22 protein-coding genes and 1 pseudogene are annotated in these 22,616 nt (G+C 70.0%); 13 read left to right on the top strand and 10 right to left on the bottom strand.

Translation table 11 applies throughout. The features are described 5' to 3' along the window. Nucleotides 1–10 precede the first annotated feature (10 nt). From ABZX92_RS05675 to ABZX92_RS05665, 3 genes are read right to left on the bottom strand one after another with little or no spacing between them, the layout of a single operon-like run. Nucleotides 11–1,615 (bottom strand): DUF5691 domain-containing protein, encoded by a 1,605-nt coding sequence (locus ABZX92_RS05675; RefSeq protein ID WP_355554430.1) that lies wholly within the window; start codon nt 1,613–1,615, stop codon nt 11–13. Between the two features lie 46 nt (nt 1,616–1,661). After that, nucleotides 1,662–2,825 (bottom strand): SWIM zinc finger family protein, encoded by a 1,164-nt coding sequence (locus tag ABZX92_RS05670; RefSeq protein WP_355554428.1) that lies wholly within the window; start codon nt 2,823–2,825, stop codon nt 1,662–1,664. 33 nt (nt 2,826–2,858) lie between these two features. Further along, entirely contained in the window at nt 2,859–4,031 is a 1,173-nt protein-coding gene (locus tag ABZX92_RS05665) for a homogentisate 1,2-dioxygenase (protein ID WP_355554426.1), read from the bottom strand. A gap of 70 nt (nt 4,032–4,101) precedes the next feature. On the opposite strand from ABZX92_RS05665, the gene ABZX92_RS05660 reads away from it, so the two are divergent. From ABZX92_RS05660 to ABZX92_RS05645, 4 genes are read left to right on the top strand one after another with little or no spacing between them, the layout of a single operon-like run. Continuing rightward, complete coding sequence (locus ABZX92_RS05660; protein ID WP_355554424.1) at nt 4,102–4,965, top strand: hypothetical protein; 864 nt, start codon at nt 4,102–4,104, stop codon at nt 4,963–4,965. Beyond that, a complete protein-coding gene (locus ABZX92_RS05655) occupies nt 4,962–6,125 on the top strand; it encodes a fumarylacetoacetate hydrolase family protein (protein WP_355554422.1) in 1,164 nt (387 codons plus the stop codon). Before ABZX92_RS05660 ends, ABZX92_RS05655 begins: the two co-directional genes overlap by 4 nt. Next, a complete protein-coding gene (locus tag ABZX92_RS05650; protein WP_355554420.1) occupies nt 6,125–6,757 on the top strand; it encodes a helix-turn-helix domain-containing protein in 633 nt (210 codons plus the stop codon). The genes ABZX92_RS05655 and ABZX92_RS05650 overlap by 1 nt, the downstream gene beginning before the upstream one ends. Further along, the gene (locus ABZX92_RS05645) at nt 6,754–7,896 is read left to right on the top strand and encodes a VWA domain-containing protein (RefSeq protein WP_355554472.1); all 1,143 of its coding nucleotides are present in this window, start codon (nt 6,754–6,756) and stop codon (nt 7,894–7,896) included. Before ABZX92_RS05650 ends, ABZX92_RS05645 begins: the two co-directional genes overlap by 4 nt. Nucleotides 7,897–8,550: 654 nt before the next feature. Here ABZX92_RS05645 and ABZX92_RS05640 read toward each other — a convergent pair. Further along, nucleotides 8,551–10,179: pseudogene (locus tag ABZX92_RS05640) on the bottom strand (TIR domain-containing protein); the annotation flags it as partial. 246 nt (nt 10,180–10,425) lie between these two features. Between ABZX92_RS05640 and ABZX92_RS05635 the strand changes: the two are divergent. From ABZX92_RS05635 to ABZX92_RS05625, 3 genes are read left to right on the top strand one after another with little or no spacing between them, the layout of a single operon-like run. Next, nucleotides 10,426–10,788 (top strand): hypothetical protein, encoded by a 363-nt coding sequence (locus ABZX92_RS05635; RefSeq protein WP_355554418.1) that lies wholly within the window; start codon nt 10,426–10,428, stop codon nt 10,786–10,788. A gap of 57 nt (nt 10,789–10,845) precedes the next feature. After that, nucleotides 10,846–11,445: a thioredoxin domain-containing protein gene (locus ABZX92_RS05630; RefSeq protein WP_355554416.1), complete on the top strand. Its 600-nt coding sequence runs from the start codon at nt 10,846–10,848 to the stop codon at nt 11,443–11,445. Beyond that, complete coding sequence (locus tag ABZX92_RS05625; RefSeq protein ID WP_355554414.1) at nt 11,442–11,978, top strand: vitamin K epoxide reductase family protein; 537 nt, start codon at nt 11,442–11,444, stop codon at nt 11,976–11,978. The genes ABZX92_RS05630 and ABZX92_RS05625 overlap by 4 nt, the downstream gene beginning before the upstream one ends. On the opposite strand, the gene ABZX92_RS05620 is transcribed toward ABZX92_RS05625, so the two are convergent. After that, complete coding sequence (locus ABZX92_RS05620) at nt 11,975–12,460, bottom strand: hypothetical protein (RefSeq protein WP_355554412.1); 486 nt, start codon at nt 12,458–12,460, stop codon at nt 11,975–11,977. The two genes, ABZX92_RS05625 and ABZX92_RS05620, sit on opposite strands and share 4 nt — an antisense overlap. After that, entirely contained in the window at nt 12,457–13,293 is an 837-nt protein-coding gene (locus ABZX92_RS05615; RefSeq protein WP_355554410.1) for a helix-turn-helix transcriptional regulator, read from the bottom strand. Before ABZX92_RS05615 ends, ABZX92_RS05620 begins: the two co-directional genes overlap by 4 nt. A gap of 86 nt (nt 13,294–13,379) precedes the next feature. On the opposite strand from ABZX92_RS05615, the gene ABZX92_RS05610 reads away from it, so the two are divergent. Next, nucleotides 13,380–14,138, top strand: coding sequence for an SDR family oxidoreductase (locus tag ABZX92_RS05610; protein ID WP_355554408.1), 759 nt, complete (start codon nt 13,380–13,382; stop codon nt 14,136–14,138). Here the strand turns inward: ABZX92_RS05610 and ABZX92_RS05605 are convergent. Then, nucleotides 14,088–14,663, bottom strand: a complete 576-nt coding sequence (locus ABZX92_RS05605) for an HAD-IA family hydrolase (RefSeq protein WP_355554406.1) — start codon at nt 14,661–14,663, stop codon at nt 14,088–14,090. The genes ABZX92_RS05610 and ABZX92_RS05605 overlap by 51 nt on opposite strands. Continuing rightward, a complete protein-coding gene (locus tag ABZX92_RS05600) occupies nt 14,660–15,397 on the bottom strand; it encodes a DeoR/GlpR family DNA-binding transcription regulator (RefSeq protein ID WP_355554404.1) in 738 nt (245 codons plus the stop codon). Before ABZX92_RS05600 ends, ABZX92_RS05605 begins: the two co-directional genes overlap by 4 nt. Before the next feature lie 74 nt (nt 15,398–15,471). Here ABZX92_RS05600 and ABZX92_RS05595 point away from each other — a divergent pair, with 74 nt between their 5' ends. The 5 genes from ABZX92_RS05595 to ABZX92_RS05575 are packed head-to-tail and all read left to right on the top strand — an operon-like array spanning nt 15,472 to nt 18,765. Next, the gene (locus ABZX92_RS05595; RefSeq protein WP_355554402.1) at nt 15,472–16,632 is read left to right on the top strand and encodes an MFS transporter; all 1,161 of its coding nucleotides are present in this window, start codon (nt 15,472–15,474) and stop codon (nt 16,630–16,632) included. Nucleotides 16,633–16,643: 11 nt separating this feature from the next. Continuing rightward, nucleotides 16,644–17,315 carry an RraA family protein gene (locus ABZX92_RS05590; RefSeq protein WP_355554400.1) on the top strand — a complete coding sequence of 224 codons (672 nt, stop codon included), beginning with the start codon at nt 16,644–16,646 and terminating at the stop codon, nt 17,313–17,315. A gap of 5 nt (nt 17,316–17,320) precedes the next feature. Continuing rightward, on the top strand, nt 17,321–17,902 hold the full coding sequence (locus ABZX92_RS05585) for a TIGR03086 family metal-binding protein (RefSeq protein ID WP_355554398.1): 582 nt from the start codon (nt 17,321–17,323) through the stop codon (nt 17,900–17,902). A 48-nt stretch (nt 17,903–17,950) separates the two neighbouring features. Next, nucleotides 17,951–18,349, top strand: a complete 399-nt coding sequence (locus tag ABZX92_RS05580) for a VOC family protein (RefSeq protein WP_355554397.1) — start codon at nt 17,951–17,953, stop codon at nt 18,347–18,349. A gap of 5 nt (nt 18,350–18,354) precedes the next feature. Next, nucleotides 18,355–18,765, top strand: a complete 411-nt coding sequence (locus tag ABZX92_RS05575) for a YciI family protein (protein WP_355554470.1) — start codon at nt 18,355–18,357, stop codon at nt 18,763–18,765. Between the two features lie 75 nt (nt 18,766–18,840). On the opposite strand, the gene ABZX92_RS05570 is transcribed toward ABZX92_RS05575, so the two are convergent. Both ABZX92_RS05570 and ABZX92_RS05565 read right to left on the bottom strand, forming a co-directional pair. Beyond that, on the bottom strand, nt 18,841–21,978 hold the full coding sequence (locus ABZX92_RS05570; protein WP_355554395.1) for a S8 family peptidase: 3,138 nt from the start codon (nt 21,976–21,978) through the stop codon (nt 18,841–18,843). A gap of 113 nt (nt 21,979–22,091) precedes the next feature. After that, the gene (locus ABZX92_RS05565; protein WP_355554393.1) at nt 22,092–22,598 is read right to left on the bottom strand and encodes a hypothetical protein; all 507 of its coding nucleotides are present in this window, start codon (nt 22,596–22,598) and stop codon (nt 22,092–22,094) included. Nucleotides 22,599–22,616: the final 18 nt, after the last annotated feature.

Here is a 22,616-nt window from a genome sequence, read left to right as displayed (position 1 = left end):
GCTGGTGCGGTCAGTCGGTGTCGCTCGCGGGGTCGGCGGCGGGTAAGGGAGGCGGAGTGGAGCCGGGCGGCTCGGCGGACGCGGGCGGCTCGGCGGCAGCCGGACCCGCTGAGGCATTGGCCGCAGGACCGGTGGGCGTGGCGTCGGCAGGCATCTGACCGGTCGCCGCCGAGGTGTCGGGCGGCGCTGGCTCGGGCGAGGCTGGGGCGGGTGGGGCGAACGACTCGCGGAGGCGGATGCGGAGGCGGAGGACTTCCAGTTCCAGGGAGTTCTCGGGCCAGCGGCGGGTCAGGCCCTCCCAGTTGGCGCCGAGGAGGTCGGCGTTGCCTCGGGCGAGGAGGACGGCTGGTGGGCGGCCGGTGCGCCAGCGGGGGTCTGGGAGGGCGGCGTAGCGGTGCAGGAGGGCCCTGGTGGTTTCTGGGGACCACGGGGCTGGGAGTTGGGCGCAGGCGTGGTCGAGGAGATCGTAGTGCCAGTTCACGGAGACGGCGACCACCGCCTGCTCGGCCACGGAGGCAGGGAGGGCGGCCAGCATTTCCAGCTGTTCCATGCCGGTCAGGGTTTCGGCGGCGGCCACTGCCCAGGGGCGCGGGTCGGTGGCGGCGGCCAGTTGGTCGGCGATGCCTCGCAGCAGCGCGCCTGCCCAGGGGCCGCGGCGCAGGACCTCGGCCGCGCCTCGGTCGTCGGTTTCCAGGCGGGCGGTCCAGTAGGACGGCGGGACGCTGGCGGCAGCCGCTCGGATGCGGCCTGCCACGCCCTTCTCGGAGCCGTCGCGCATGAGGTCGCGTTGCTCGTCCGGGTCGGGCTGGGTGGTCCACAGCTCATCGGTGCGGACGTCGAAGCCGTCCGCGGTGAGGCGGAGGCCGGCAGTCAGGCGGGCGGCGGCTCGGGCGGACAGGGCCGAGGTCGGGAGTTTGCGGAGCAGGCGCAGGGCCTCGTCGTGGACGGCGGAGGCCCGGTCGTCGAGCGCGGTTTCCAGCAGTTCCTCGTCGGCTGGACCCAGGGCCGTTTCCAGGGCGCTGATCAGGACCTGGCGGTCGGCCGAGCGGCGGGAGTCGTCGAACTCCGCGGCGATGAAGGCGCCAACGCCCCGAGGGTCGGACTTGCGTTTGCGGCGCAGGGCTCGGACCCGTTGGGCGCTCGGGAGGTCGAGGATCTCGGCCAGCGGGACCTCGTCGACCAGCGGGGTGGTGCCGGACGCCCACGACCAGCCCGGGCGGGTGCTGGCGAGCCAGCGGCCTCGGGTGCCGAGGACCTCGACCACTGCCGCGCGCAGGCCCGGGCGGGCGGTGCCGAGGGCCAGCAGAGCCGGGAGCACGCGGTGTTCGGCCACCACGTTGTTGGCCTTGGCGAGGGCGCACCACTCGGTGAGGAGGACCTCGTCGTCGACGCTCATGATCGCTTCGAGGACCGCGCGAGCCGCGGGGCGCGGTAGCAGCGCGAGCTCCGGCGGGGCGGGCGCCAGCGGTTCGGCCTCCACCTCCCGGGGCAGGGTGGCGCCGAACGCGGCCACGCCCAACGCGGCGCACGACGACAGCAGATCGGTCGGGGAGCCGCCGCCGCGAGCGGTGCCGATCAGGAGCTCCTGGACGGTCTTGGACCACTCGGCCTTCACAACGTCACCTCCGAGAGGCGCTCAGAAGGCCGTAGACGCGTTGTGGTCACGCGACCACCTCCAGGGTCCCGTCGACCGTCACAGCGCCCAGACGGAGAGCGTGGCCGTCCCAGAGGCCCCACGCGTCGAACGAAGCACCGCCCGTCAACGCAAGCGCCATGTCGAGGCCGCTGTCGTCACGGACCGGCAACCCATGACCGGACGAGTCGACCAGGGACGTGCCGCACAACCGGACCGAAGCGCAGCCGAGCGGGAACAGGCGCTGCCACGGGTCGGCCATCAGCATCGGTTCGAGCGAGGCCAGCGACGAGCGCCACGAATCAGGGGCCGGCACCACGTCCGGCGGGCGGGACCCGGCCAGCTCTCCCAGAGCCACTCGGTCAGAGCCGGGATAGAAGTGCACCAGGGCCGAGGACTCCTGACCGTGCGGCAGCAACGGAACGGGAGCACCCACGGCGGAGTGGCGAATGGCCACCACCCAGCGGCCGGAAGCACGGCCCCAGCACCACTGGCGCACGGTGCGGACCCGGCCGTCGTCGGTCTCCAGGCGGAGCAAGGCCACCCAGCGGTCGGACACACCCGGCGTGGCCCGGACGGTCTCCTCCGGGATCGTCACGCCCAGCCGCGAGCGCGGCTGCACGAAGCACAACAGGTGCAGGCCGCCCAAGCGGTCGGCCACGTCGGAGGTCCAGCGCGGGCCGGACCGCGCCACGATCTCCTGGATCTCCGACACCGCCGCGGCGACACCGGGCACCTGGGCGTCGATCATGCGGGCGATGAACGCCTGCCACCACGACGCGGGACGGCCGGGCAACGACGCCACGCCGGCCGAGGCCACGTCCAGCAGCCAGTCGCGCAGGCCGTCGATGCCCGACGACATCGCGGCCGCCCGGCGATCAGCCGTCTTCTCCCGCGCCCGCAGACGACGAGCCACGGCTTCCGGCGACGAGTCGAGCTCGCGGGTGGCGCGGCGAGTCGTCCACTCCTCCACCCAGTCCGGCGGCAGAGCGTCCGGGATGTCGAGCTCCTGCAACGACACGGCGTGCTTGCAGGGGAACTTGCGAGACGGGCACGTGCACTTCGCGGAGCCCGCCGCCAGGTCGACGCACACGCGGTACGGCACGGAGCCGGAGCCCGTGTAGAGGCCCCACAGCACCGGCAGGGCCTTGCCCAGGCCCTGCCAGCGCATCGGAACGGCTCGTGTCCTCACGAAACCAAACTAGCGAGGACCACCGACAGAAAATCAGGCCGGACCGCGACGGGCCCACGTCCACGCGTAAGCCGGGTCCTCACAGGCCTCCGCGGCCTCGCCGAGTTCCAAGGGCCTGAACGTGTCGACCATGACCGCGGTCTCGTCGAAGTAGTCCACGCCCAGGGACGCCTCGACCGCGCCGGGCTGCGGGCCGTGCGTGCAGCCGGACGGGTGCAGCGACATCGAGCCGATGCCGATCCCCGACCCCTTGCGCGCCTCGTAGTTGCCGCCCACGTAGAACATCAGCTCGTCCGAGTCGACGTTCGCGTGGTTGTACGGCACCGGCACGGCCAGCGGGTGGTAGTCGACCTTGCGCGGGCAGAACGAGCACACCACGAAGTTCGGGCCCTCGAACGTCTGGTGCACGGGCGGCGGCTGGTGCACGCGGCCGGTGATCGGCTCGAAGTCGCGGATGTTGAACACCCACGGGTACAGGTGCCCGTCCCAGCCGACGACGTCGAACGGGTGATTGGCGTAGGTGAAGCGAGTCAGCCCCGCACGATGCCGGACCAGAACATCGACATCGGTCCCGTCGACCAGCAACGGCTCGACCGGACCCCGGATGTCCCGCTCGCAGTACGGCGAGTGCTCCAGGAACTGGCCCTTCGCGGACAGATAGCGCTTGGGCGGCCCGATGTGCCCGGTCGCCTCCAGCACCAGCAACGACATCGGCGACGACGGCACCACCCGATAGGTGCAGGAGGTCGGCAGCACGACGTAGTCGCCGTCCGCGACGTCCAGCGCCCCGTAGATCGTCTCGATCACGCCGGCACCGGACTGCACGTACAGCAGCTCGTCACCAAAAGCGTTGCGGTACAACGGAGAAGGCGCCGAAGCGACCACAAAACCGATGGTCACGTCGGCATTCCCGAACAGCTTCCGCCGCCCGGTCACCGCGTCGACGTCATCGGAAGCCCAGGTCAGGTCCTGCGTCTTGAACGCCCGCGGCTTCAGCGGCAGGTTGGGAGCAACACCACCGCGCTCGTCCTTCACCGTCTCCGCGTTCACGATCGCGGTGGGCAGGTACCGGTGGTAGAGCAGGGCCGAATCAGCCGAGAACCCCTCTACCCCCATCAGCTCTTCCGCGTAGAGCCCACCGTCCGGTTTGCGGAACTGGGTGTGGCGCTTTCGGGGGATCTCCCCGACCTGGCGGTAGTAGGCCATGACGACTCCGGAGGCGTTCGACTATCGGACATCTTTGTTCACTTACCGATACCCAGCTAGCGTGTCAGCCGTGTCAAGCGCTGTCGAACTCCGTGCGCCCGGTCCGCGCGGTACTCCGCCCCTGCTCGCGAGGCTTGTGGACGATGCCGCGCTGTTCCCTCCGGGGAGCGCGTCGATGCCCGACGCGGTGCGCGGTCACCTCGACGGGAGAGTCGGCGAGTGGTCCGGTGTCATGGGACTTTTCCTGTGCCCGGCGTCGCGTCTCGCCGAGCTGATCACCGAGCTGATCAAGGTCAAGCCACCGAAGCCGATCGCGCTGAGCCTCGTGATCGACACGGGTCTCGGCGGTGTGCCGAAGGCCGTGTCCATCGTCGAGAGCCGAAGCGAGCTCCTGGCGCTGCGCATGGTCGAGATGCCCGCACCGTCCGATGTGGACGAGGTGTGGCTCGAGCGCGTGTCCGAGTTCGTGCCGGAGGACGTCATCCGCGTCGTGGAACCCCGTCGCGGCGGCCCGGAGTGGCTCGACGGCGTCCGCCGGGTGATCGAGCACGGCAGCTGGCCCAAGCTCCGCTGCGGTGGTCTCAGCACCGAGAACTTCCCGAGCGTCGACGAGGTCGCGGACTTCCTGTCCGTCGTCAGCGGTGGCGGCGTCGCGTTCAAGGCGACCGCGGGCCTGCACAAGGCCGTTCGCTACACCGACGAGCAGAACTTCACCCACCACGGCTTCCTGAACCTCCTCGTGGCCACCGCGCGCAGCCTCAGCGGCCGCGACGTCCGCGAGGCGCTCGCGAGCACCGACGCCGAGGCGCTCACCGCCGAGGCCAAGGCGCTCAGCGACCAGGCCGCGCACGCCGTCCGCGGCGTCTTCGCGAGCTACGGCTCGTGCTCGCTCGCCGAACCTGTCGCCGACCTCGAGGGGCTTGGACTGCTGTGAGCTGGATCAGCGACCCGAACTTCACCGAAGACCAGCCGTTCGGACCGCAGACCCTCCCCTACGGCGTCGTCGACGGGGGCGTGGCCGTCCGCGTCGGTGACCAGGCGTTGCTCCTCAAGAGCCTCGCGCTGGGCAAGTGCAGCGAGTACGTCCAGGGCGACTCGCTCGACCCGCTGTTGAAGGCGGGCCGCCCGGTCTGGAGCGTGCTGCGCGCCAAGCTCAAGGAGATCGTCACCGCGACCTCCGCGCCGAAGGGTGCCGAGCTGACCGGCATCGAGTCCGCCAAGCTGCCGTTCACGGTCGGCGACTACGTGGACTTCTACAGCTCGAGGCATCACGCCGAGAACGTCGGCAAGATGTTCCGCCCTGACGGCGACGCCCTCACCCCGAACTGGACGCACCTCCCGATCGGCTACCACGGCCGAGCGGGCACGGTGTACGTCTCGGGCACGGAGATCGTCCGCCCGAACGGCCAGAAGCGCGGCAGCGAGGGCCCGAAGTTCGGTCCGTCGGAGCGTCTCGACATCGAGGCCGAGGTCGGGTTCGTCTGCGGTGGCCCGCAGGCGGCCAACGTGTCCACGAGCAGGGCCGCCGAGCACGTCTTCGGCGTCGCTCTGGTCAACGACTGGTCGGCGCGCGACATCCAGGCGTGGGAGTACCAGCCGCTCGGCCCGTTCCTCGCCAAGTCGTTCGCCACGTCGATCGGCGCGTGGATCACACCGCTCGAAGCGTTCTCAGTTGCACGCGTCCCGACGCCGCCGCTGCCGAACAAGCTGCACGACTACCTGACCACGGATCAGCCCTGGGGCCTGGACATCACGATCACGGTGGAGCTCAACGACACCATCGTCGCGAGGCCTCCGTTCCGCGAGATGTCGTGGTCATTTGTGCAACAGCTGGCGCACATGACGGTCAACGGGGCTACCGTTCGCCCAGGTGATCTGTTCGCCTCGGGCACGGTCTCGGGACCGGAGAAGGACGAGCGCGGCTCGTTCCTCGAACTCAGCTGGGGTGGCAAGGAACCGTTCAAGCTCGACGACGGCTCCACGAGGTCCTTCCTGGAGGACGGCGACACGGTCAGGCTGACCGCGACCGCTCCCGGTGAAGGCGGCTCCGTGGTCGGTCTCGCCGAGGTGGTGGGAACAGTTCGGAGTGCGTGATGGTCGGAGCGACGAAGGAGAGCTCGCTGACCCTGGAACGGGGTCTGGCGCTGCTCCAGGCGGTCGCTGAGGCGGAGTCCGAGGCCCCGTCGATCTCGGAGCTCGCCAACGCCATCGGCGCGTCCAGGGCCGCGGTCTACCGGCTTCTGGTGCCGCTCCAGGCGCGCGGTCTCGTGCGCCGGGAGGGCTCGAAGGTCCGGCTGGGCCTCGGCGTGCTCAGGCTCGCGTCCAACGTCCTCCCCCAGCTGCGGATGGCGGCCAATCCCGCGCTCAGAGAGCTCGCGGAGAAGGTCGGCGCCACCGCGCACCTCACCGTCGCTGACGGCACCGAGGCCCAGGCCGTCGCGGTCGTCGAACCGTCGTGGACCGCTTTCCACGTGGCGTACCGGGTGGGTTCTCGCCATCCGGTGCACCGCGGGGCGGCCGGCAAGGCCATCTCGCAGCCCGTCGACAGCTGGGTCGTCTCCACCGGCGAGCTGCAGCCCAACGCGTACGGCGTCGCGGTTCCGGTCCGCGGTGTCCCGGGCCTGCGCGCATCCGTCGGTGTCGTGGCCCTGGAGAAGCTCGACGCGGACGTGGTCGGTCCGCACGTCATGCGTGCGGCCGAAGAAGTGGCGGCGGCTCTCAAATGACCGAAGAGCGGCTCCGCCGTTGGCGTCTCCTGTTAGGTCCCAGCGCGGAAGACGTCGCGCAGCTCGGAGATGACGACCAACGACGCGATGGCGCGCTCACGGGTCTCTACGGCGGCGGTGGCGATCGTGGAGCCGGTCTGGGCGCGAGCTCACCGCAGCTGCACCGCTGGCTCGGCGACGTCCGCAAGTACTTCCCCACGTCCGTCGTCCAGGTGATGCAACGGGACGCGGTCGAGAAGCTCGGCCTCAAGCAACTGCTGCTCGAACCCGAACTGCTGCAGTCGGTCGAGCCGGACGTGAACCTCGTCAGCACCCTGCTGCAACTCTCCCGCGCGATCCCCGCCCGCACCCGCGACACGGCGAAAGCCGTGGTGCGCCAAGTGGTCGAGGACATCGAGAAGCGCCTCAAAGACCGGCTCGTCGAAGCCGTTCGCGGCGCCGTCGACAGGTCCCGGCGCACCAGAAGGCCGCAGCTGCAGGACGTCGACTGGGCGACGACGATCAAGGCGAACCTCAAGAACTACCAGCCACAGCACAAAACCGTCATCGTCGAGGACCTGATCGGCCACCGCAGGCGCAGCCGCACGGCCGCGATGCGGGACGTGATCCTGCTCGTCGACCAGTCCGGCTCGATGGCGGACTCGTTGGTGCACGCGGCGGTGCTCGGGTCGGCGCTGGCGTCCATCCGCTCGATCTCGACGAAGCTCGTCGTGTTCGACACCGAGGTCGCGGACCTCACCGACCAGCTCAGCGACCCGGTGGATCTCCTGTTCAGCGCCCAGCTCGGCGGCGGCACGGACATCAACCGCGCGGTCGCCTACGCGCAGACCCAGGTCCGCAGGCCCACCGACACGGTCGTCGTGATCATCAGCGACCTGTACGAGGGCGGGTCGGAGACCGAGCTGCAGCGACGGGTCCGCGAGCTGGTCGCGAGCGGCGTCACGGTCGTGAACCTGCTGGCGCTCAGCGACTCCGGCACCCCTGCCTACGACCACGAGCTCGCGGCCAAGCTGCACGCCCTGGGCGCACCCGCGTTCGCCTGCACCCCGGACAAGTTCCCCGAACTGCTGGCGGCCGCGCTGCGCAAGGACGACCTCACGCAGTGGGCGGAGTCCGAAGGCATCGCAACGGGCCGTTAGCGGTCCACGACCCGTCCGCGCACAAGGAACGCCAGCCCGCGCGTCATCGCCACCAGCCGTCCGGCCGTCCGGTGAGATCGCCGCTCGGCGCAGTGTCATTCCGTCGACGGCGATCCGGTGTTTCAGTTGGGGCGCGCCCGGTGCCGAGGTGGACCACACGGTCGCGGAACCGTCGGCGCCGACGCCTGCGAGCAGCTTCGTGTGCCGGGCCTGTACGACCCGCGTCTGGTCCGGAAGGTCGCCCAGATAGCCGCTTCCCGCGAGCGTCTGCCGGACCACGGCCTTCGCGGAGTCGTTGCCGGGGTCGATCCGCCCGGCGGCGATGCCGAGCATCAGCGCGGCCGACGGGACGGCCGAGGTGAGGTTGCCCGCCTGGACGACGAGCTGCTGGGCGACCGCAGTGCGTTGGCGTTGTTCGGCTTCCGTCTGACGGTCCTGCGCGATGAGCTGGCGGTTGTAGGCGATCGCCGCGCCGGCCAGCGCGATGACGAGCAGGACCGACAGCACGCTCACGGTGGTGCGGCGTCGGCGTCGGTCGTGGCGGACGCTCGCGTGGAGGAAGTCGGCCGCCGTGGCGGACAGGTCCACCCGCGTGACGTCCTCGCGGGCCACGTGCAAATGGGCGCCCTGCCACAGCCGCGAGGAGGCTCTGTCCGCCGCGGTCCACTCGGTGGCGGCCTGTTCGAGGACACGGCGGGTGCGCAGTGCGGCGGCGTGTTCGGTGATCGCTTCGGCCAGCGGCGGCCATTCGGTCAGGAAGGCCTCGTGCGCGACGGCGATGACGACGTCGCCGGCGATCGTGTCGGTGGTGATCAGGCGCCGGGTCACGAACTCGGCGAGCTCGGGGAACGAACTGCGCCGCACGTGGCGGCGGGCGGGCCGGCCGTGTTCGTCCACGGTGACGAGTGAGAGCAGCGCGGCGAGCACGTCCTGGGCGGTGCGGCCGGTCGAGGTGGTGGCGGCGCGCAGGGCCGCGTCGGACTCCGCGAGCAACGCACCGCGCACTCCGCCCAGCGCGTCGTACCGGGCGGACGAGAGCCTGCCGCCGCGCCGCACGCCGTCGCCGAGCTCGGCGAGGGTGAACGCGAGCAGCGGCAGCGCGGTTCCGTCGCCGGTGTCCTCGATCATCCGGGAGGTGAGCTGCTCGTCGATCGCAATGCCGGCGATCGCGGCGGGCCGTTCGATGATCTCTCGCAGCGACTCCCGGCGCAGCGGCGTCACCGGGTGGACGCGGCCGCACAGGTCGGCGAGGTGCGGGTCTGACAGCAACTCGGTGAGGTACTCCGGGCGGATCGTGCACACGAGGTGGACGTCCGCGTCCCGCAGCCGGTGCGCGAACTCCCGGCGCCCGTGCACGTCGGACAGCGTGAAGACCTCCTCCAGCTGGTCGATCACGAGCAGCGGGCGTTGCGGCGGGGTGTGGGCGAGGGCCCGGTCCAGCGCGCTCACCGGGTCGTGTCCCGGCACCACCACGGGCAGGGGGAACACGCCGGGGACACCGGCCATCGCGGGGATCAGGCCCGCGCGCACGAGTGAGGACTTGCCGCAGCCGGACGGGCCGACGACGAGCGTGCCGCTGTGGTTCTCCTGGGTGAGCTCGACCAGGTCGGCGACTTCGCGATCGCGGCCGAAGAAGACGCGGTGGCGGTCGGCGTCGAGCGGCACGAGGCCGGGGAACGGGGAGCGTCCGTCCGGCCAGTGCGGGTCTCCGGCCGCGTCGATCTCCCTCAGCGCTCTGGCCGTGCGGGCCCTGGCGGCGGCCGGGTCGGTGAGGTCGGTGTGCTGGACGTCGTCTAGCAGAGGGTGGGCGACGGTGCCGGGCCGCACCGGCAGGACCCTGGTGCCCAGCAGGCGTGCAGTGTTGAGCTCGGCGGTGCACCAGCCCGAGTCGAGGTAGTCCTTCGTGATCACGCAGAGCAATGCGTTGGCCCAGCGGAGGCGTTCGTGCAGGCGGCGGACCCATTCGTCGCCGACCGCGATGCCGTTGCGGGGGTCGCGGTCGAGGAACACCTCGTGGCCGTCGTCTTCGAGCCACTCGTGCAGCTGCACGGCCAGCGCGAGGTCCGGGCTCGCGTAGCTGACGAACACCCTGGCCACCCCACACCTCCGTTCGGGCGCGAATGGTACCGGCGGCCCGACGGTGAGAGATACGCGTAGTGCGTGGTCAACGTCCCGCTCAGTGCGGAGAACACGTCGAATTCCGCCTCGTCCGCGACCGGCAGCGCGCCGCCCAGCCGGTCGAAGAGGGCGTTCACCACGGGTTGGCCCGGGCCAGAGGCGCATCGGTGCACGGCGATGATCACCAGATCAGAGTTGCCGACGACCTCCTGGTCGAAGCCGCACACGTGCACATCGGAGTGGACAGAAGCCAGCGAGGCAGAGGTGGCGGCGCTGCGCGGCGAGAGTGGATCGGTGAGGACGTGTCGCCGCCGTGACACAGGCCCGCCACGAGCGACCTGCCGATCTCGGCAACCCCGAAGCTGCCGACTCGCTCCATGTCGATCAGCGTAGGTCGCTACGCTGGATCACGTGACCGGCGCCTCGCGAACCCGTGCGTACCTCGCGCGCGTGTTCGCCGTGCTCGCGCTGGTGGCCAGCGTCGCGATGATGCAGGGCACTCCGTGTGAGACGGAGTTCGCCTGGACCGCGCAGTGTCCGACGTCGAGCACCCACGTGGTGGCCCACTCCGACCAGGCCGATGACGGCGGGTTGCTGGAGGGCATTCTCGTCGCGGGCGCGTGTCTCGTGGTGGCGTTGGCGGTGCTGATCGGGTTCGCCGTGCTGCGGCGGGCCGGGTCCGTGCCCGCGCGCCTCATTCCCGCACAGGTTTGGTCTCGTCCTTCACGTCGGCTGGAAGTACGGCTGGCGCAGCTCTGCGTGCTGCGCACATAGACCGCTCGCAGGTCGCCAAGCCCACTTTCCCAGCCTTCGCAGGAGGTTCTCCAAGCCATGTCCAAAAACGCTCGCCTGTCCCTGGTCATCGTCGCCGTCGTCGTGGTGGTGGTCGCCGGTTTCCTGCTGTTCTCCCGCAACGACACGACCGCCGCTCCGCAGTCCGCGGACGGCAAGGTGACCGTCGTCGAGTACCTCGACATGGAGTGCCCGTCGTGCCGCGCCGCCTTCCCCGGCGTGGAGAAGCTCAAGAACGAGTACGGCGACCGGGTCACGTTCACCGTCAAGCACTTCCCGCTTCCCATGCACCGCAACGCCGAACTGGCCGCGATCGCCGTCGAGGCCGCCGACGCGCAGGGCAGGAAGCACGAGATGTTCAAGGCGCTGTTCGAGTCGCAGCAGGAGTGGGGCGGCCAGCAGACGTCGCAGCGCGCGAAGTTCCTGAACGTGGCTCGGCAGCTCGCGCTCGACACCGCCGCGTTCGAGAAGGCGCTCGACGACCCGACGCTGCGCGACCGGGTGCTGGCCTCGCGTGCCGAGGGGGCGAAGCTCGGGGTGCAGGGAACGCCGACGTTCTTCATCAACGGCACCAAGTTCAGCGGCGCGCCCAGCTACGACAACCTGAAGGCGGGGATCGACCGGGAGCTCGCGAAGTGAACCGGATCGTCTCGTGGGTGCTCGCGGCCGGCGGGTTCGTCGGCCTGGTCGCCTCGTTCGTGCTGACGGTCGAGAAGATCGCGCTGGTCAAGGACCCGTTCTACGTGCCGACGTGCAGCATCAACCCGGTGCTGAGCTGCGGCTCGGTCATGAAGACCGCACAGGCCGAGGTGTTCGGGTTCCCGAACCCGCTACTGGGCATCGCGGGGTTCGCCGTGGTGACGACGGTGGGCGTGCTGCTGCTCGCCGGGGTGTCGTTGCCGCGCTGGGTGTGGATCGGGCTGCAGATCGGTGTCACAGCAGGCGTGCTGTTCGTGCACTGGCTGATCTTCCAGTCGCTGTACGAGATCGGCGCGCTCTGCCCGTACTGCGTGGTCGTGTGGGCGGTGACGATCCCGATCTTCTGGTACACGACGCTGCGCAACATCCGGCCGGGCTTCCAGTTCCACAGCGTCGTGCTGATCCTGTGGTACCTGGTGATCGCGGCCGGAGTGCTGCAGGCGTTCTGGTTCTACTGGTCGACGCTCGTCTAGAACCAACGGGCCGATCCGGCACCTGCGAAGATCGTCAAGCCTGGGCCGCCCGGCAGGATGTTGCGCTCGTTGAGGCGCGGTGCTTCCCAGTCGAGCACCATGCCGTCGTCGAGGCGGAGCAGCCCGAACGTTTCGGCCACAAGGGAATCCGCGTCGCGCGCCTGCACCATCCAGTACCGCCCCGCCAGCCAGTCGGGGTCGGCCTGGTGCAGGCGCGTGGCGAGGAACGCCACCTCGCAGCCCGCCTTCGCAGCGGCCTCCCGGAAGAAGTACGCGAACGGCAGGGCCGGGTCGTCGGCGAGGCGCGTCGAGGGTTCCTGCTCTCGCAGGTCGAGGAAGTCGTTCTGGCGGAACCACACCGTCGCGCAGGTGTGGTCGTCGAGGCGTTCCACCGAGGTGTCGACCCACGGGATCGGCCCCTCGGCCGGCGTTTCCAGGTCGCCGTGCGCGTAGAACGCCGCGGCCAGCAGCTTGCGGCTCACCGCGGCACGGTAGCGCCGAGAACGCTCAGAAACGCCAGCGCGTCGGCGTCCGGTGAGCCCACCGGGGCGCTGTAGAGCACGAGGCGCTGGTCGCGGTCCGTGAGTGCGAGCGAGTCACAGTCGACGGTGATCGGCCCGGCGACCGGGTGGCGGAAGGTCTTCGTCAGCGTCGGTTCGGCGTGCACGTCACCCCGCTCCCACAGCCGGGCGAAGTCAGCGCTGCCACCACGGAGCTCCTCGACGAGGCCGGTCACGGCGGGATCGGACGGGTAGCGGGCGAGGGTGGCGCGCAGCTGCATGACGACGTGCACGCGGAACTCGGCGCCGTCGGAGATCCCGTACAGCGGAACCTCCGACGGCTCCAGGAAGGCCCGGCGGGCGAGGTTGCGGTCCTGCGGGGTGAGCTGACCGAAGTCCTCCATGAGCGCGGCCGCGAGGTCGTTCCACGCGAGCACCTCGAACGCGGCGGACGTCACGAACCCGGCCGTCTGCGGCAGCCGTTGCAGCAGCGCGAGGATGCTCGGCCGGACGTCGCGCCGGTGCAGCCCGGTGCGGACGGGCGCGCTGCCCGCGAGGACGTGCAGGTGGTCGGCCTCCGCGCCGGTGAGCCGCAGCGCGCCCGCGAGTCCGGCGAGGACCTCCCCCGACGGCCACGGCGCTCTGCCCTGTTCGAGCCGGATGTAGTACTCCGTGGAGATGTGCGCGAGGACCGCGACCTCCTCGCGCCGCAGACCCGGTGTGCGCCGTCGTGGACCGGAAGGCAGACCGACGTCCTCCGGCGTGAGCCGTTCGCGCCGGCTGCGGAGGAACGCACCGAGCTCCTGCTTGTCCATACCCCGAGTCTGCCCGGTCCGCGGCCGCTGATCCTGGTACTACCTGTGCCTGCATCCGCGTCCCGGTCCGGGGCTGACTGGTGGACATGACCAACCTGCTCACCGGCAAGATCATGTTCATCACCGGAGCCAGCCGCGGCATCGGAGCGGCAGCGGCCAGGCTCTTCGCGGCCGAGGGCGCCTCTGTCGTGCTCGCCGCGCGCAGCCGTGAACCTCTCGACCTGCTCGTGAAGGAGATCCGCGCGGCAGGCGGTGTCGCCGACGCCGTGACCATGGACCTCGCCGACCGCGCGAGCATCCGTGCTGCCGTCGACCGCGTCGAGGAGCTGCACGGACGGCTCGACGGCGCGTTCAACAACGGCGCGACGATCCAGCACCCCGGGCCGCTCGACACCACCAGCGACGAGGACGTCGACGTGCAGTTCGCGGTGAACTTCCGCGCTCACTGGACCGCCATGACGGCCGAGGCCGCGCTCATGCGACGGGGAGGAGCCGGGGCGATCGTCAACACCTCCAGCATCGGCAGCCGCCGCGCGAACCCCGCCCTGCCGGCGTACGGCGCGATGAAGAGGGCGCTCAACTCCCTCACCGAGACCGCTGCCGTGACCTGGGCTCCTCAGGGAATCCGGGTCAACGGGATCACGCCCGGCGGCACGGCGACGGAGATGATCGACGCGTGGGAGGCGGCCACGCCCGGCATCGTCGAGCGCATCAACGCGTCGACCCCGCTCGGGCGCATGGCCGAACCGCGTGAGGTCGCCGAGGTCGCCGCGTGGCTGCTCAGCGACCGCGCGTCAATGGTGACCGGCGCGATCGTGCCGGTCGACGGCGGCGCCGGAGCCTAGAACGGACCGCAGGCCGTCGATGCCGGTGAAGTGATGCCCGCGCATGCCGAGACGTTCGGCGGCCTGCACGTTCTCCAGCTTGTCGTCGACGAACAGGATGTCGTCGTCGCCGAGCCTTGAGCGGCACCATTCGAACGCCCCGGCTTCCGGCTTGGCGTGACCGATCCGGCACGAGAAGCCGCGCACCTCGAACAGGTCCAGCCACGCGTAGGTGCGTTCGAAGTTCTGGGCGTGGTCCTCGGGGATGTTGGACAGCAACGCGATCCGCTGCCCGGCCCGGTGCAGTTCGTGCAGGTACGCGACCATCTCGTAGTCGACCCGGCTCCAGCTCTGGACGTCCCTCTCGACCTGCGGCGGGTGGCCGACGAGCTGCCAGTACTCCCGAGCCGTCACGTCGCCGCAGTCGTAGGCCGGGCGGTGCTTCCAGTAGGCGTCCCAGAACTCCGGGTCGGTGCTCATCCGCGCCATGACCTCCGGGTTCTGGTCGCGCGCGATCACCCCGAACATGTCGAACAGCACGATCACGCCGTCACCACCGTGACGCCCGCGGTGGCAAGGCCTTCGTCGCCGTCCGCGTCGGTCACCACAGCGTCCAAAGAGGACGCCGGGGCGACGAACGCGAGCGCGGTGCGGGTCAGTTTCGAGGCGTCGACCGCGGCGATCACGCGCCGGGCCGAGGCGATGGCGGCTCGTTTCACCGAGGCGTCCTCCAGGTCGAAAGCGGTCAGGCCCTGCGATGCCGAAAGCCCGCAGCAGCCGATCACGGCGGTGTCGAAGCGCAAAGCCTGCAAGGACGCGAGAGTCAGCGGACCGGTCAACGCCAGTTCGCCGGGTCGAGGTCGTCCGCCAGGTACGAGCAAAGTCAACGACGGGCTGGTCGACAGCGCGTTCACGGCGTGCAGCGAGAGCGGCATGACGGTCAGGCGGCGGTCGTGCAGCAGCCGCGCGACCTCCAAGCACGTGGTGCCGCTGTCGAGCACGACCGACTCGCCGTCCGCGATCAGGCCCGCGACGACGGTGGCGATGCGGCGCTTGGCGTCCGGGTTCTCGTCGGAGCGCAACGCGAACGGCGGCTCCTCGCCGCGCAGCAGCAGGCTGCGCGCGCCGCCACGATAGCGTTCGAGAACTCCCTGAGCTGCGAGAACCTCCAGGTCGCGGCGGATGGTCATCTCGGACGCCCCGGTCAGCGTGGCGAGGTCGGCCACGCCCAGGGAGCCCGCGTCGCGGACTGCCTCGGTGATCTGTTTCAAGCGGGACACGAACAAGATTGAACACTTGTGGTGTGCGAAACACAATCTTTCGAACAGGCATGTTGTTCGTTAGCGTGAGGCAAGTGAACGCTCTCAAGGCCGCGCGGGTGGCCACCTTCACGTACTTCGGGCTCAACGGGTTCCTGCTCGGGATGTGGCTCGTGCACATCCCGACGGTCGAGCAGCGCACCGGCATCGACCACGCCGAGCTCGGCCGGCTGCTGCTGTTGCTCGGGCTGGGCGCGTTCCTGGGCATGCGGATCGGCGGCAAGGTCACCGACCGCATCGGCGTGAAGTACGTGGTGCCGGTCGCTGGCGTGCTCAACAGCGTCACCGCGGTGCTGCCCGGCTTCGCCGTCGGGCCGTGGACGCTCGGTGCGGCCCTGCTCATCTTCGGATTCGGCAACGGGCTGATCGACGTCGGCATGAACACACACGCCGTGGTGGTGGAGCGGCACTACCGGCGGCCGGTGATCTCGGCCTTCCACGCGACGTGGTCGCTCGGTGGCGTGGCGGCGGCGTTGATCGGGTCGCGGACGCTCAGCTGGGACCTCTCCCCCGCTGTCACGCTCGGCGCGGCCAGTGCGCTCGGCGTCGTGGTCAGCCTCGTCACGGCTCGTGCGTTGCTCAACGAGAAGGAAGAGCAGCAGGTCAGCACGTCGACCGGCAAGCGCAAGGTGCCACGCCGGATCTGGATCATGGCCGGGCTCGCGGGTCTGGTGATGCTGAGCGAGGGCGCGGCCTACGACTGGAGCGTGCTGCACCTGCAGGGCGTCCTCGGCGCGGCACCGGAGATCGCGGCGCTGGGCTACGGCGCGTTCGCGACGACGATGACCGGTGGACGGCTGCTCGCGGACCGCGTCACCGCGCGGATCGGCTCACGGGCGGTGTTGCGCTGGGGCTCGGCGATCGGGGCGGCCGGGATCGCGACGGCGGCGTTCTCGCCGTGGATCTGGCTCGCGCTGGCGGGCTGGGCGATCGCCGGCGCCGGGCTGTCGGGCACCGTGCCGCAGCTCTTCAGCGCGGCCGGGCACGCGGAAGCCGGTGCGGCCGCGGCGAACATGTCGCGGGTCGTCGGGGTCGGGTACGTCGGCGTGCTGGCCGGACCCGCGGTGATCGGCTGGATGACGCACCTCATGCCGCTCAACGTCGCGTTCCTGCTGCCGGTCGCGTTCTGCGTCGTCGCGGCGCTCTCGGCGGGCGTGTTGCGGGCCGAACACACGCCGGAGCGCGTGTCTGCATAAGACTGTGCGGCATGGATCTCGCCACCCTGGATCTCACCACCGCGCATCTCGCCGACGCCTGCATCCGGGCGAACATCCCGGTCCGCACCGCCACTCTCACACCGGTCGTCCCCGGTACCAAGACCGCCGGCCGCGTCCTGCCCGCCCGGCACGCGGGCAGCGTCGACATCTTCCTGGAGGCCATCGAACGGTCGCAGCCCGGCGACGTGCTGGTCGTGGACAACGACGGCCGTACCGACGAGGCGTGTGTCGGCGACCTGATCGTGCTCGAAGCGCAGGCCGCCGGGCTCGCCGGAGTGGTGATCTGGGGGCTGCACCGCGACACCCAGGACATCCGCGCGATCGGGCTGCCGGTGTTCAGCCTCGGCACCAACCCGACCGGGCCGTTGTCGCTGCGGGACCGTGCGCCGGAAGCTCTCTCGACGGCCGAGGTCGACCAGTGGACGGTCACTTCCGACGACGTGGTGTTCGGTGACGACGACGGCGTGCTGTTCGTGCCGGCATCCGAGGTCCCGGTCGTGCTGGCCAAGGCGGCGGGGATTCGCGACGTTGAGCGGGCGCAGGCCGAACGGGTCAGGCAGGGTGAGTCCCTGCGCGGCCAGCTGCAGTTCGGCGACTACCTGGCGAGCGGGCTGACGTTCCGCGAGCATCTGCGCAAGATCGGTGGCGCAGTCGAGGAGTGAGGGTCATGATCCCTGGAACATCGATCTCGGCGCGGTACCGGGCTCGTGCTGCGGCATTCGAGGCGAAGGTCGCTGCCGTGCGTGCGGACCAATGGACGAACGCATCGCCCTGCGCGAAGTGGACCGCTCTTGAGGTCGTGGACCACGTCATCGAGATGCACGGCGTGATGCTCGGCGCCGCGATCCCACGCACCGATGACCCGCTCACGGACTTCCGCGAGGCCCGGCGCCAGGTGCAGGAGGCGTTGGACTCGGACCGCGCGACGACCGAGGTCTCGACGCCGATGGGCCCGATGCTGCTGGAGGACCACGTGGACCAGGTGGTGAGCGACGACCTGGTGCTGCACGGCTGGGACCTCGCGCGCGCCACCGGCCAGGACGAGACGATTCCGGCGGCCGACGTGGAGCGACTCTGGGCGACGGCCCGGTCCGTGCCCGCCGACCTGATGGAACGCTTCCGCACGCCCGGCGCGTTCGGTCCGGGCATCGAGGTCTACGGCGCCGAGGTGCGCGTGCCGGACGACGCCCCGCTGCAGGACCGGCTGCTCGGGTATGTGGGCCGGGACCCCGTGTCGAAAAGTGTCTGAGCACTTCGACGGGTCGGTGCAAGGCCACCGCTGAGAGGAACTTTCACCATGGACTGGACCCTGGAAGTCATCGTCGTGCCGGTCTCGGACATCGACCGGTCGAAGCGCTTCTACTCCGAGCAGCTCGGTTTCAAGGTCGACCACGACACGACGTTCAACGAGGACACCCGCGTCCTGCAGCTCACGCCGCCCGGCTCGGGGTGCTCGATCGTGCTGGGCAAGGGCATCGTCAAGGGCGAGCCCGGCACGCTGAAAGGCGTGCAGCTGGTCGTCTCCGACCTGGAGAAGGCCCGCGCGCAGCTCGTCGAACGCGGCGTCGACGTCGGCGAGATCGTGCGCATGAACGAATTGGACGGCGGGTCGTTCATCTTCTTCGACGATCCGGACGGCAACAGCTGGGCCGTGCAGGAGATCAAGGCCCGCGCGACCGGTGGGGAGCAGAAGTGAAGTACATGCTGGTCAGCTACGGCGGCAGCCAGGAGGACTGGGAGGGGCTCGCCGCGTGGTCGGACGAGGACATGCACCGCATGATCGCCTACATGCGTGCGTTGAACGAGGAGTTGCAGACCACGGGTGAGTTGCTGCAGTCCGAGGGCTTGAGCGGTCCGGCTCGGGCGTTCGTGGTGCGCGGCTCCGACTCCGGTCCCGTTGTGGTGGATGGTCCGTTCGCGGAGTCCAAGGAGGTCATCGCGGGGTACTGGGTGGTGGACGTCGCGAGCCACGACCGCGTGCTGGAGATCGCGCAGAAGTGCTCCGCCTGCCCCGGTCCAGGCGGCCAGATCCTGAACCAGCCGATCGAGGTGCACCCCGTCATGGGCGCTCCGGACGTCGACCCCGACACCCTCGCGCCCTACCAGAAGTAGCGCTCGGGAACAGTACGCGGGGAGCTTTCGTACTCTCCTGGAGGACGAAAGGGCCCCGCGTACCGTCCGAGCGAGCTACTTCAGGTCGTAGGCGCGGATGATGGTCTGCTGGACCTCACCGCCCGCGTCGGCGGCCCTGGCCTTGAACGAGACGTTCTTGGCGTTGTGCGGGTGGAAGAGAGTGACCTGCCAACCGGTGCGGGTTTTCTGCAACGGCATCTGCTTCCACGTCTTGCCCTCGTCGTAGGACACCTGCACCGCCGGGTCCTTGATGTTCGTGACGGTGCCCGTTCCGTTGCGCTCCACCGTGATCGGCACGGTGACGACCCGACCGGCACGGTTGTACTCGTCCAACCGAGGCGCGAACCGGACCGCCAGCAGCGGCACCGGCTTGTAGTCCTCGCCGGGCACGTTCTGCGAGGTGAACTGCCAGTCGGTGGTGATCTGCGCCGACTGCGAGTCGCGGGTCGCCTCGACGTGGGCGAAGTAGCGCTTGTTCTCCGCCGGGGCGTTCGGGATGTACGCCGAGCCCGCGTAGGCCTGGTCGGAGATGACCTTGCCGTCGACGGTCACGGTGGTGCGGCCGGTGTGCTGGCTGCCACCGTTCATGCCCTGCGCGCCGAACATGGGCACGTCCAGGCGCAGCACGTTGCCCACGCGGCCGGCGAACCGGACGTAGCGCGGGTCGTTCGGCAGGCTCGGGCCGTAGACGGCGCTGTTCCAGTGCTCGGTCACCGTGCGCCCGGCCTTGAACACCCGCGGCGCCGCCGAGAACTGGTAGCCGAGGCTGGGGTACTCGCCGAGCTTCGTGAACTCGCTCAGCGAACCGGACCAGTCGACGTCGGGCGTGTAGAACTCCTTGAGCCGCAACGGCAACGGCCCGGACGCACCGTTGTCGCGCTGGCCGATCGAACCCGGGACGCGCGCGTGCGTCACCGAGTTGACGTGAGCCAGCGCGCGGTCGGGGACGGCACGCTGGAGGTCGGCAGGGACGCGGGTCTTCTCGGCGATCCGCACGTGGTACTGGTACGGGCTGCCGGCGAAGGACCCGTTGCCGTCCGGGCGGGCCATGACGCTCTGCGCGTAGAAGTCGAACTTCGGCCAGGACGACGCCGACGGGCGCACGGCCACGTTCTCGAAGTCGTTCAGGATCCAGGTGCTGCCGGTGGTGCCCCAGTTGGTCGTCATGTCGAAACCCAGCTCGGACGCGGCCGGCATGGCCTCCTTCTGGTCGACCTTGATGACGGGTTTGACGCCCTGGCGCGCGTCGATCACGAGGTCGGTGTTGGCCGTGACGCTGAACGCCGGCTCGATCGCGACGGTGTTGCTGCCGCGCTTGGTCGGGTCGGCGTTGGGCGTGTAGACCGACGAGTCGAGGAAGTACGCGCCCTTGGGCAGGCGCTGCACGACCGTGCCGGACGGGTCGAAGCGGAAGTACGCCTTCGGCTGGTCGACACTGACGAACCGGTAGGTGTAGTCCGGCGCGGGCTTGCCGGTCCCGTCGACGAACGAGAGCTTCACGTCGTAGCTCTCGACCTCCTTCACCACACCGATCGGCACGCGCACGCCGTCGGACGACAGCACCACCGCGCCGTAGATCGCGTCCGGCGTGGCAGCTCGGGTGTCGGCGGTGACCACGGCGTCCGCGGTGCCACCGGCGGGGATCGTCAGCTTCGACGGCGACACGCTGAACAACGACCCGGCGGGCTTCACCTCGGCGATGCTCAGATCCACCGTCACGTCGGACGTACCGGTGTTGCGGTAGGTCAGCTTCTGCGTGATCGGCTTGTCGTCGTCGTGCGGCCACAACGCGGTGCCCAACGACAGACTGCCCGCGTTCGTCGACACTGCCGAAGACACCGCACGGCCCACGTCGAGACGTCCCGCACCCTGGTCGTAGACGGTCAGCGTCGGGTTCGGCTTGGCCGAGTTCATCAGCGCGGCCTTGAGGTCACCGGCTTTCCACGACGGGTGCTGCGACGCGAGGACAGCCGCCGCGCCCGCCACGTGCGGCGTGGCCATCGAGGTGCCCGAGAGCGCGACGTGGCCTTCGTCGGCGGGCGTGCCGATCCGGCCGTTCTTCGCCTTGGCCGCGACGATGTCGACGCCCGGCGCGGTGATGTCGGGCTTGATCGCGTTGTTCGTCCACCGCGGGCCGCGCGAGGAGAACTCGGCGAGCTTGTCGTCGCGGTCCACGGCGCCGACGGTGAGAGCCGCGTCGGCGGAACCGGGTGAACCGATCGGGCCACCGGAGTTGCCCGCGGCGACCACGAACAGCGCCCCGGTCTGCTCCGTGATCCGGTTGAGCGCCAACGACATCGGGTCCGTGCCCTCGTCGGGCCAGGAGCTGCCGAGGCTCATGTTGATGACCTTGGCCTTGGTCGCGGCCCACTCCATGCCGGCGATGATGTCGCTCTCGCGGCCGCCGCCGTAGTCGCCGAGCACCTTGCCGTTGACGATCTTCGAGTCGGGCGCGATGCCCTTGTACTTGCCCTCACCGGTGATCGTGGACGCGACGTGCGTGCCGTGGCCGAGGCGGTCGTCGGTGGAGTCGCTGTCGCTGAAGTTCTTCGATTCGACGACCGCGCCCGCGAGGTCCGGGTGCGTCTCGTCGACGCCCGTGTCGAGCACCGCGACCGTGACGTCCTTGCCGGTCCAGCCCTTCGCCCACGCCTCGGGCGCGCCGACCTGCGCGGCACTGCGGTCCAGTGACGCGGTCACCTTGCCGTCGAGCCAGACCTTTCCGGTGCCCGCCGCCCGGACACCGGACCAGAAGCTGCCGTTCTTCTCGGCGGTCATCGCGTGCGCGTTGATGCTCGGCAACGACTCGGCGTTCGCCGCGCTGATCCCCTGCCCCTGCACGATCAGCGGAATGGTCTTGCTGGACGCGTCGTCGTAACCGGATCTGGCGAGCAGGCTGACGTCGAACAGCCGCGCGTCGAGCTCGCCCGAGTTGAGCCTGCCCTGGGCGTCGTCCGGGACGACGTGCAGGTCGCCGCGAGCGTCCTTGAAGCTGTGGAACCGGACGTTGTCCCTGCCCCTGACCTCGACCTTGCCGTTGGTGACGGTGACCTCGTCACCGGTGACGAGCGTGACCTTCGTGGTCAGCCCGTCCGCATTCACCTCTTGTTGTGGCGCCGCGGAAACAGGAACGGCTGCCGTGGCGGCAACCACGACAGCCGTCAGCCCTGCGGCGAGATGTGCTCGTGTCAACGCGAACTCCCCTGGTTCACCGTGGAGGCATTAGCCCTCAGTGACTGAGACACGTCCCAGGGTGATCGCGTTGTACGCCAGGTCACATCAACCGTTCACAGAATGGCGTGCGCCTAGCTGATCGCGGTGTTCGCCAGCGACACGACGGTGCCGACCAGCAGCACCAGCGCGACGGCCGGCAGGAACCAGTGCGGGCGCACCCGAGCGCGCCACAGCGACCAGATGGCGACGAACAGGAGCAGGATTCCGAACACGATGCTGCCGATGTGGCCGATGTCGGTCAGCGGCCGTGCTTCCGGGCACACGGGCGGGCAGTAGACGATCGGGAAGCCGTTGGTCAGCGCCGCCCAGCCGGCACCGAGGATCCCGGCGCTGGCGACACCGCTGCCGTTGCCCTGGGCGCCCGCCGTGAAAGAGACCGCCCACCAGATCTGGATGAGCGCGACGCCGACGAGCGTCGTCGCCTCGGGCAGGCTGAGCGTCCCGTGCAGGTCGAACAAGCCGACGCCGAAGTCGATGACGATGTGCAGCACGCTGACGAACATCGTCACCAGGCCGAGCCAGAACCAGACCGGCATCCGCCAGTCACGGCCGGACCACGCGAGTCGCTCGCTGCGCACCCGTCCACTATCGGGCAT

The organism is Lentzea sp. NPDC006480, assembly GCF_040611995.1.
GTDB lineage: Bacteria > Actinomycetota > Actinomycetes > Mycobacteriales > Pseudonocardiaceae > Lentzea.
Note: the sequence above shows the minus strand (reverse complement) of the source record. Positions and strands in the feature narration are given on the sequence as shown.

Excerpts from the sequence above, each read along its gene's own strand:
- ABZX92_RS05645 (WP_355554472.1), top strand. The coding sequence starts at position 6,754 with ATGACCGAAGAGCGGCTCCGCCGTTGGCGTCTCCTGTTAGGTCCCAGC.
- ABZX92_RS05650 (WP_355554420.1), top strand. The coding sequence starts at position 6,125 with ATGGTCGGAGCGACGAAGGAGAGCTCGCTGACCCTGGAACGGGGTCTG.
- ABZX92_RS05615 (WP_355554410.1), bottom strand. The coding sequence starts at position 13,293 with ATGGACAAGCAGGAGCTCGGTGCGTTCCTCCGCAGCCGGCGCGAACGG.
- ABZX92_RS05575 (WP_355554470.1), top strand. The coding sequence starts at position 18,355 with ATGCTGGTCAGCTACGGCGGCAGCCAGGAGGACTGGGAGGGGCTCGCC.
- ABZX92_RS05665 (WP_355554426.1), bottom strand. The coding sequence starts at position 4,031 with ATGGCCTACTACCGCCAGGTCGGGGAGATCCCCCGAAAGCGCCACACC.
- ABZX92_RS05590 (WP_355554400.1), top strand. The coding sequence starts at position 16,644 with ATGGATCTCGCCACCCTGGATCTCACCACCGCGCATCTCGCCGACGCC.
- ABZX92_RS05585 (WP_355554398.1), top strand. The coding sequence starts at position 17,321 with ATGATCCCTGGAACATCGATCTCGGCGCGGTACCGGGCTCGTGCTGCG.
- ABZX92_RS05580 (WP_355554397.1), top strand. The coding sequence starts at position 17,951 with ATGGACTGGACCCTGGAAGTCATCGTCGTGCCGGTCTCGGACATCGAC.
- ABZX92_RS05630 (WP_355554416.1), top strand. The coding sequence starts at position 10,846 with ATGTCCAAAAACGCTCGCCTGTCCCTGGTCATCGTCGCCGTCGTCGTG.
- ABZX92_RS05610 (WP_355554408.1), top strand. The coding sequence starts at position 13,380 with ATGACCAACCTGCTCACCGGCAAGATCATGTTCATCACCGGAGCCAGC.